We start from the raw sequence: 8208 nt of genomic DNA on the forward strand, positions 1-8208 counted from the left end.
GCCGAACGATCGACCTTGGACGGATCCTTGCCCGAGAACGCGCCGCCGCCGTGGCGGGCCATGCCGCCGTAGCTGTCGACGATGATCTTGCGGCCGGTGAGGCCGCAGTCGCCGACGGGACCGCCGATCACGAACTTGCCGGTCGGGTTGATGTGGATCTTCGACTTCGGCAGGTCCTTGAGCCAGGCCTTCGGCAGCACGGGCTTGAGGATGTGCTCGTACACGGCCTCGACCAGCGCCTTCTGCTTGATGTCCTCGTCGTGCTGGGTCGACAGCACCACGGCATCGAGGCCGATGATCTTGTTGGTGTTGTCTTCGTAGCGCAGGGTGACCTGCGACTTCGCGTCCGGGCGCAGCCACTTGAGCTTGCCGGACTTGCGCACCTTCGCCTGCTGTTCGACGAGGCGATGCGAGTAATACAGCGGCGCCGGCATGAATTCCGGAGCTTCGTTGCAGGCGTAGCCGAACATCAGGCCCTGGTCGCCCGCGCCCTGTTCTTCCGGCTTCTTGCGGTCCACGCCCTGGTTGATGTCCGGCGACTGCTTGCCGAGCATGTTGATGATCGCGCAGGTGTGGCCGTCGAAGCCGACCTTGGAATTGTCGTAGCCGATGTCGTTGATGACCTTGCGCGCGATGGATTCGATGTCCACCCAGGCGCTGGTCGTGACTTCGCCGGCGACGATTGCTGCGCCGGTCTTCACCAGCGTTTCGCAGGCCACGCGCGCGCGCTTGTCCTGCGCGAGGATCGCGTCGAGGACGGCGTCGGAGATCTGGTCGGCGATCTTGTCGGGATGGCCTTCGGAAACGGATTCGGAGGTGAAGAGGTAGCTGCTCATCGTTGGGTTATATCCCTTGATTCGGATGAAAGGATGGATTTGGGGCTGCGCATGATACACGCCGCGGCCGGGATGCGCATCTTGAGGGGCCCGACGTTTGTCCGATGTTAAGGAAATTGGCGCGGTTTTGCTGCGGGGTCGTGGTTGCTGCTCCCCGCTCTCCATCGCGGCCCGTGTCATCGCGCTGACTCCCGCCCGCAACACCCGTGTCGCGAAAACGCCGCAGGCTGGCGGCGTCTCGGCGAGGGAGAGCGGCATGATCGATCTGGAAAAGCGTCTCAGCGAACGCTACCCCGCCTGGTTCGAGGGCCCGAAAGCCTTGTTCGCGCGGCCACTGGTGCGCGGGCTCGGCCGCTTCTCGCGCCTGCACGAAGCCGACGCCTTTCTCGCCGCGCATCGCGACAAATCCGGTTTCGCCTTTGTCGAAGCCGCGCTGGATTTCCTGCAGGCGCGCTACACGGTCGATCAGGTCGAGCGCGAACGCATTCCGCAGACCGGCCGCGTGGTGCTGGTCGCCAATCATCCGGCCGGCGCAGTCGATGCGCTGGCGCTGCTGCATTTCGTCTCGACGATACGGCGCGACGTGAAGATCGTCGCGAATGATTTCCTCTGCGGCATCGACGGTCTGCGCGAGCTGCTGCTGCCGCTGCGCATTCTCGGCGGTCGTCCGAATGCCGAAAGCCTGGCCGCGATCGAACAGGCGCTCGCCGACGAACAATGCGTGATCGTGTTTCCCGCCGGTGAGGTTTCGCGCCTGGGCTGGCGCGGCATCAGCGACACGCGCTGGCGTCGCGGTTTTCTGCGTTTCGCGCGCACGGCCAAGGCGCCGGTTCTGCCGGTGAAAATCGGCACGCGCAATTCCGCGTTGTTTTACGGCGCGTCGGCGCTGTACAAGCCCGCAGGCACCGCGCTGCTGCCGCGCGAGGTGCTGGCGCGCAAGGGCGCGCGCATCGCGTTACGCATCGGCGAGCCGATGGCGTTGGTCGAGCCGCAGGATGATGCCTCGGCGTTGAAATCGATCCGACAGGCGCTGTATGCGATTGGCTCGCGCCGCGAGACCGTGCCCAGCGGGCCGCTCGCGCTGGTGCACGCGGTGGATCGCGGCGGGTTGCTCGCCGAACTGCGCAAGCTGCGCCTGCTCGGCCAGACACCCGATGGCAAGCGCATCTATTGCGGGCAGCTGGCGGCGGATTCATTGCTGCTGCGCGAGCTCGGTCGTCTGCGCGAGCTGAGTTTCCGCGCGGTCGGCGAGGGCACTGGCAAGCGCCTGGATGTCGACGCCTTCGATACCTGGTACGAACACATCGTGCTCTGGGATCACGAGGCGCTGGAAATCGCCGGCGCGTATCGCGTCGCGCGCGGTGAGGCGGTTCTGGCCGAACGCGGCGTCGAAGGTTTCTACACCAGCTCGCTGTTCCGCTATCCGTGCAGCGCGCTGGCGAAACTCGCCGCCGGCATGGAGCTTGGCCGCAGCTTCGTCGCACCGAAATACTGGGGTACGCGCAGCCTCGACTATCTGTGGATCGGCATCGGCGCCTACCTGCGCGCGCATCCGGATATCCGCTATCTGTTCGGGCCGGTATCGATCAGTGCCGATCTGCCGATCGCCGCGCGCGAACAACTGGTCGCGTATTACTCTCAGTTCCATGGCTGCGGCGATGCGCCGGCGCAGGCCAATCGTCCGTTCCGTTATCTCGCCGCACCGCCGAGTTTCGGCGAGCTCGACGCCGACGCCGGCTTCCGTGTGCTCAAGGCCAATCTCGAAGTCCTCGGCAGCCGCGTGCCGACGCTATACAAGCAATACACCGAATTGTGCGAGCCGGGCGGGGCGCGGTTTCTCGCCTTCGGGGTCGATCCGGAATTCAATAACGCCGTCGATGGATTGATCGAAGTCGATCTGGCGCGCATCCGGCCGCGCAAGCGCGAGCGCTATCTCGGTGCGGCGTCGACGGCGCTGACGGGCGAGAGTCAGGCGGCGGCGTGACGATCGATTGCACCAGCGACGCGAAGATGCGCGCGGTGTTTATTTCCGATGTGCATCTTGGATCCAAGCATTGTCACGCCGAGGAACTCGCGGCTTTCCTCTCGGGTTTGAACTGCGCGCGTATCTATTTGGTTGGCGACATTGTCGACCTGTGGTGGTTGTCGCAGCGGCGCGCGGTCTGGGGCGCCGCGCAGCATCGTGTGGTCGAGGCCTTGCACGCGCTGGCAAAACGCGGCACGGAAATCATCTACGTGCCGGGCAATCACGACCGCCCGATCCGGCGCTTCTGCGGCCTGATGCTGCCGCAGATGAGCGTGCGTCGACGCGTGATCCACACCTTGCTCGACGGCCGCCGCCTGCTGGTCACGCATGGCGACGACTACGACGCGCTGACGCATTTCGGCGGTTTCCAGGAAGCGTTCGGCGACTGGCTGTACTACGTGATTCTCAGCGGCAATCGCGCCACCAACCTGATCCGGCGCAAGCTCGGCCTGCGTTACTGGTCGCTGGCTGACTTCCTCAAACGACAAAGCGGCGCCGCCGAGCGCTACATCGAACGCTTCGTGCGTGCCGGTCTCGACGATGCGCGTCGCCGCGGCCTCGATGGCATCGTCTGCGGCCACATCCATCGTGCCGACCTGCGCGTGGTCGATGGCCTCGTCTACGCCAACGACGGCGACTGGGTGGAAAGCCTGAGCGCGGTCGCCGAGGATGCCGATGGCAATCTGCGCCTGCTTGTCGACAGCGGCCGCGAAGCGGTTCTGCTGCAGTCGCGACGTTCGCCGCTGCGTCTGGTGTCGCGCGCGGCGTGACTGCTTGTGCAATGGCGGTGTCAGCAATGCCCACGTCTACGCCTTCGCATCCAGCGCCGGGGAGCGTTGACTAGAAGGTCACTGGGTCCCCGCCTTCGCGGGGACGACAGACAGAATATTTCCGCTCACCGCTCACCGATCAATTTCCGATCGCGGCAGCGACTTTCCGCGAGACCTCCGCTAGGCTGCGGTTTTCCCGTCATCGGCCCGGCATGGATTCCCTGACTCATCTCTTTCTCGGCGGCGCTATCGCCGCAGCGATCGCGCCGGCGCAGCATCGTCGCCGTGCGCTGATCGCCGGCGCGCTGATCAACTCGCTGCCCGATATCGATTTCGTCGCGCTGGCCTTGTTCGCACCCGACCCGGTCGCCAACATGACCTGGCACCGCAGTGTCACGCATTCGCTGCTGGTGCTGCCCTTCGTCGCAATCGCGTTGTGGTGGTTTCTGAAAGCGATTTGGCCGCCGCTGCGCGAAGAGCCGCGGCGCTGGTTCTGGCTGATCCTGGTCACCTTGCTCGCGCATCCGCTGATCGATGCCGCGACCATTTACGGTACGCAGCTGTGGTGGCCGTTGTCGCAGCCGCCGACGATGGGCTCGATACTTTTCATCATCGATCCGCTGTTCGCGCTGCCGCTGGTACTGGCCTGCATCGCGGCCTGGTGCTGGCGCGAACGCAAAGCCGCGCAACAGGCCTTGCTCGGCGGCTTGCTGCTGAGTGCCGGCTACCTTCTTTGGGCGGGTTTCGCGAAATGGCAGGTCGAGCGCATCGTCGACGCCGGTCTGCGCGCGCAAGGTCTTCAGGACGCGCCGAGATTCTCCACGCCGACGCCGTTCAACACCTTGCTCTGGCGCGTGGTGGTGATGACGCCGGAGGGTTTTATGGAAGGCGAACGCTCGCTGGTGGCGGATTCCGGACCTATGGTTTTTCGCGCGTACAAGAGCGACGTCGGCGCGATGCACGCGGTGGCGCGCTATCCATCGGTGCGGCAATTGAATTGGTTCAGCCATGGCTTCCTGAAAGCGGAGGTACGCGATGGCCAGGTGGTGCTCAGCGATCTGCGCATGGGCTCCGAGCCCGACTACAGTTTCCGCTTCGCTGTTGCGCGGAGCCGCGACGGGCAGTGGCAGGAAATGCCGGTGACGCAATTGCAATGGCCCTGGGATGCTTCGCGGCGACTGCCGGCGATGTGGCAGCGCATCTGGCATCAGCCTGGTCGCTAGCGGTCAACTTCGCGGTGCACTCAGGCTATGCTGGTCGTCCGCACAGGAGATGACCATGTCCAGTCCATCCGATCAGGCCAGGGCGGCGTTGCAGGCGCTGCGCGCGGGCAAGGGCCTGGATATTTCGAAGCTGCCGGAGCCGATGCGGCAGAAGTTGCAGGCGCAGCTGGACAAATTGCCGCCGGAAATGCGCGCGGAACTGCTGGAAAAAGGCTCGCCCATACTCGACCGCGCCCTCGACAAGATCGGCCAGCACGCGAGCACCAACATCAAGGCACCGACGCATCCAAACCTGGGCCATTACAACGGTACGGTGCAGCCCGGCGATCGCATGCATCTGTCGCTGGGCACGATCATCCTGGCGATCGCTGCTGCGTTCGCCCTATCGTGGTTCTGGGGTCACTGAGCCGAACACAGCGAGGGCTTACGCGGCGATCGCCACGCCCGCCGCCAGCGCATCGAAATAATCGCGGGTCAGGTCGATCTGCTCTTCTGCGGTCTCGGCGCGATTGACCACGGCGCGGAAGGCTTCGTTTTCCGGACGATCCTTCGCATACCAGCCCAGATGCTTGCGCGCGATGCGCACGCCGGAAACTTCACCGTAAAACGCATGCAGATGTTCGAGATGCCCGATCAGGATGTCGCGCACCTCCCGCAATGTCGGCTCGGGCAGGTGTTCGCCGGTGGCCAGGTAATGGGCGATCTCGCGGAAGATCCACGGCCGGCCCTGCGCGGCGCGGCCGACCATCACCGCATCGACTTTCGTGTAGTCGAGCACGAAGCGCGCTTTTTCCGGCGAGGTGATATCGCCGTTGGCTAACACCGGGATCTTCAATGCGCTCTTGATCGCGGCGATGGTCTCGTATTCGGCCTCGCCGTTGTACAGGTCGGCGCGGGTGCGGCCATGCACGGTGAGCGCGGCGATGCCGCAGTCCTCGGCGATGCGTGCGATGTTCAAGCCGTTACGGTTGTCGCGATTCCAGCCGGTGCGGATCTTCAATGTCACCGGCGCGTCCGTCGCCTTCACTACTGCGGAAAGAATGCGTGCGACCAATGCCTCGTCGCGCATCAACGCCGAGCCTGCCCAGACATTGCAGACTTTCTTCGCCGGGCAGCCCATGTTGATGTCGATCAACTGCGCGCCGTGGTCGACGTTGTAGCGTGCGGCCTCGGCGAGGATGGCCGGATCGGTGCCGGCGATCTGCACACTGATCGGCGCGGGCTCGCCGTCGTGATCCATGCGGTGCAGCGATTTGCTGGTCGCCCACAGGCGCGGATCGGACGTGGTCATCTCGGATACGCACAGCCCGGCGCCCAGCCGTTTGCACAGCATGCGAAACGGCTTGTCGGTCACGCCGGCCATGGGCGCGAGCACGACGGGGGGATCGAGACGGTAGGGACCAATCTGCATGCCGGCATTATCGACCAGCGGACGTCGAAGCGGAGCCGTCAGCGGCGTAACATGGATCGCCCCGGCCACCTGGAGAGCGATCATGCGCAGGATCTTGCTGCCGTTTATGGTTTTTGCCGCCGGCCTGAGCATGGCGTTGATGCCTTCCGCCGCGGCTGCCCAAGTCGCCAAGGCGACGATGCTGCGCGCGCAGGCCGCCCCCGTGAATGCCGGCACGCGCGCGCAGTTGCGCGCTTTGTCGCGCAGTCTGCCGACACAGAATCTGGATGCTGGCAGCGCCGCTGGTCTTGTTCGTCAGGCAGGCAGCGACGGGCGACTCGACCTGGGCGATATGTCGATCGAGGACGCGGTGATGATGATGTTCGCGCTGATCTCTGAAGACGCGAGCGCGGACACGAAAGCGATGCTGGAGCAGATGAATCAGACACGCGAAAAGAAGGCGGCGTTGCGTGCGGCGAGCACACGAATGAAACAGGACCAGAGCGGCCTTCGCGACGCGATGACGGCGCCACGGCAAGACGCCGGCACGCCGGTACTGGCGACCTCAGCCTCGGTGCGGACGTTGGATGCCGCCAAGGATGCTGCGCAAGATGACAAGGACTCGCTGTCGGACATGGGCGAGATGGAGCAGCTGCGCCTGCAGGCGCTGATGGATCGGCGCGCGAAAGCCGAGGAAATGCTCAGCAACATGATGAAAAAATCCAGCGACACGCAGAACGCGATCATCGGGAACATGAAGTAGCCGATAGGGTAGGAGCCAGCTTGCTGGCGACAATGTCTACCCGGCTCGCAGCTATCGCGATGCTCATCCGATTGCGGGGATCAGGTTTGTCTTCCGCGCGAGGGATATCGCCAGCAAGCTGGCTCCTACAAATGCAACTACGCCGGGAAGCGTTGCGCGACTTCGGCGGAGGTCGGCATCGCCAGCGCGGCGCCGGCGCGTTCGATCTTCAGTGCGGCCACGCAGCCGGCGCGATGCACGGCATCGAGCAGCGGCAGTCCGAGCGCGAGCGCGGCGGCGAGGGCGCCATTGAACGCATCGCCGGCGCCGGTGGTATCGCGCACGCTGGCGTTTTCCGCGGCGACGCGGGCATAGCCGGTTTGTTCTGAAACGAAAGCGCCTTCCGGACCCATCGTGACGATCACCGTCGCGACGCCGAGATCGCGGCACAGCTGGTGCAGGATCGCGTCTTCCTGGCCGGCGATGCGCTTGGTCGGCAGGTCGTGGCCGGCGTGATCGCGCAGCAGTTGCGCGAATTCGCTTTCGTTCGGCGTGAGCAGGTCGATGTCGGCGAAACCGGGTTGATCGGCCAGCGCCACCGACGGCGCCGGGTTGTGGATCACCAATGCGCCGGCGGCGCGTGCGAGCGCATGCGCGCGTCGCGTCGCATCCGGATTGACTTCATTTTGGGTGAGCAGCACGCGTGCGCCGCGGATGACATCGGCATGGGCATCCACGTGCGCGACCGTGAGCGCGGCATTCGCGCCGGGGCCAACCACGATCAGATTCTGGCCTTCGCCATTGAGCAGGATGGCGGCGGTGCCGGTGGCGCAATCGGAAAGACGTTGCCAATGCGCGACCAGGCCTTCGCCCTGCGCGAGTCGCGCGGCGTCGTCGCCGATCGCATCGACACCGAGTGCGCCGATGAACTGCGTCGGTACACCTTGCCGCACCGACGCGATCGCCTGATTGAAACCCTTGCCGCCCGGTCCGCAGGAAAAGCGCCCGAGCCGGGTTTCGCCCGGCGCCGGGAAACGCTCGCTGGCCCAGACGTGATCCTGGTTGAACGAGCCGACGATGACGACGCCTGCCGTCATGGAGCTATCAACTGCCGTATTGGGTCAGCACACCGGCGATGGTCGCGGTCATGAACGTCGCCAGCGAACCGCCAAGCACCGCACGCAGACCGAAGCGTGCGAGATCGGCGCGACGCTCGGGGGC

Annotated in this window: 9 protein-coding genes; 5 read left to right on the forward strand and 4 right to left on the reverse strand. The window is 65.0% G+C overall.

Annotated elements, in window-relative coordinates; all coding sequences use genetic code 11:
• A partial coding sequence (gene metK, locus VKM35_RS05940) for a methionine adenosyltransferase (RefSeq protein WP_324319366.1) occupies positions 1-836 on the reverse strand: 836 nt, incomplete at its 3' end.
• A gap of 256 nt (positions 837-1092) precedes the next feature.
• On the opposite strand from metK, the gene VKM35_RS05945 reads away from it, so the two are divergent.
• From VKM35_RS05945 to VKM35_RS05960, 4 genes are all read left to right on the forward strand, one after another.
• On the forward strand, positions 1093-2820 hold the full coding sequence (locus VKM35_RS05945; protein WP_324319368.1) for a lysophospholipid acyltransferase family protein: 1728 nt from the start codon (positions 1093-1095) through the stop codon (positions 2818-2820).
• A 26-nt stretch (positions 2821-2846) separates the two neighbouring features.
• A complete protein-coding gene (locus VKM35_RS05950; protein WP_324319380.1) occupies positions 2847-3632 on the forward strand; it encodes a UDP-2,3-diacylglucosamine diphosphatase in 786 nt (261 codons plus the stop codon).
• Positions 3633-3844: 212 nt separating this feature from the next.
• A complete protein-coding gene (locus tag VKM35_RS05955) occupies positions 3845-4855 on the forward strand; it encodes a metal-dependent hydrolase (protein ID WP_324319370.1) in 1011 nt (336 codons plus the stop codon).
• Positions 4856-4910: 55 nt separating this feature from the next.
• Positions 4911-5261, forward strand: coding sequence for a hypothetical protein (locus VKM35_RS05960; protein ID WP_324319372.1), 351 nt, complete (start codon positions 4911-4913; stop codon positions 5259-5261).
• A gap of 18 nt (positions 5262-5279) precedes the next feature.
• Here the strand turns inward: VKM35_RS05960 and dusB are convergent, their stop codons facing one another.
• On the reverse strand, positions 5280-6266 hold the full coding sequence (gene dusB / locus VKM35_RS05965) for a tRNA dihydrouridine synthase DusB (protein ID WP_324319374.1): 987 nt from the start codon (positions 6264-6266) through the stop codon (positions 5280-5282).
• A gap of 82 nt (positions 6267-6348) precedes the next feature.
• On the opposite strand from dusB, the gene VKM35_RS05970 reads away from it, so the two are divergent.
• Positions 6349-7008: a hypothetical protein gene (locus VKM35_RS05970; protein WP_324319376.1), complete on the forward strand. Its 660-nt coding sequence runs from the start codon at positions 6349-6351 to the stop codon at positions 7006-7008.
• 137 nt (positions 7009-7145) lie between these two features.
• On the opposite strand, the gene VKM35_RS05975 is transcribed toward VKM35_RS05970, so the two are convergent.
• Together VKM35_RS05975 and VKM35_RS13835 are read right to left on the reverse strand one after the other, a co-directional pair.
• Positions 7146-8084 carry a ribokinase gene (locus VKM35_RS05975; protein ID WP_324319378.1) on the reverse strand — a complete coding sequence of 313 codons (939 nt, stop codon included), beginning with the start codon at positions 8082-8084 and terminating at the stop codon, positions 7146-7148.
• Between the two features lie 7 nt (positions 8085-8091).
• On the reverse strand, positions 8092-8208 hold a 117-nt coding region (locus tag VKM35_RS13835), incomplete at its 5' end, for a nucleoside transporter C-terminal domain-containing protein (protein ID WP_414636573.1).

It is taken from the genome of Arenimonas sp. (genome assembly GCF_035312645.1).
Classification (GTDB): domain Bacteria; phylum Pseudomonadota; class Gammaproteobacteria; order Xanthomonadales; family Xanthomonadaceae; genus Arenimonas.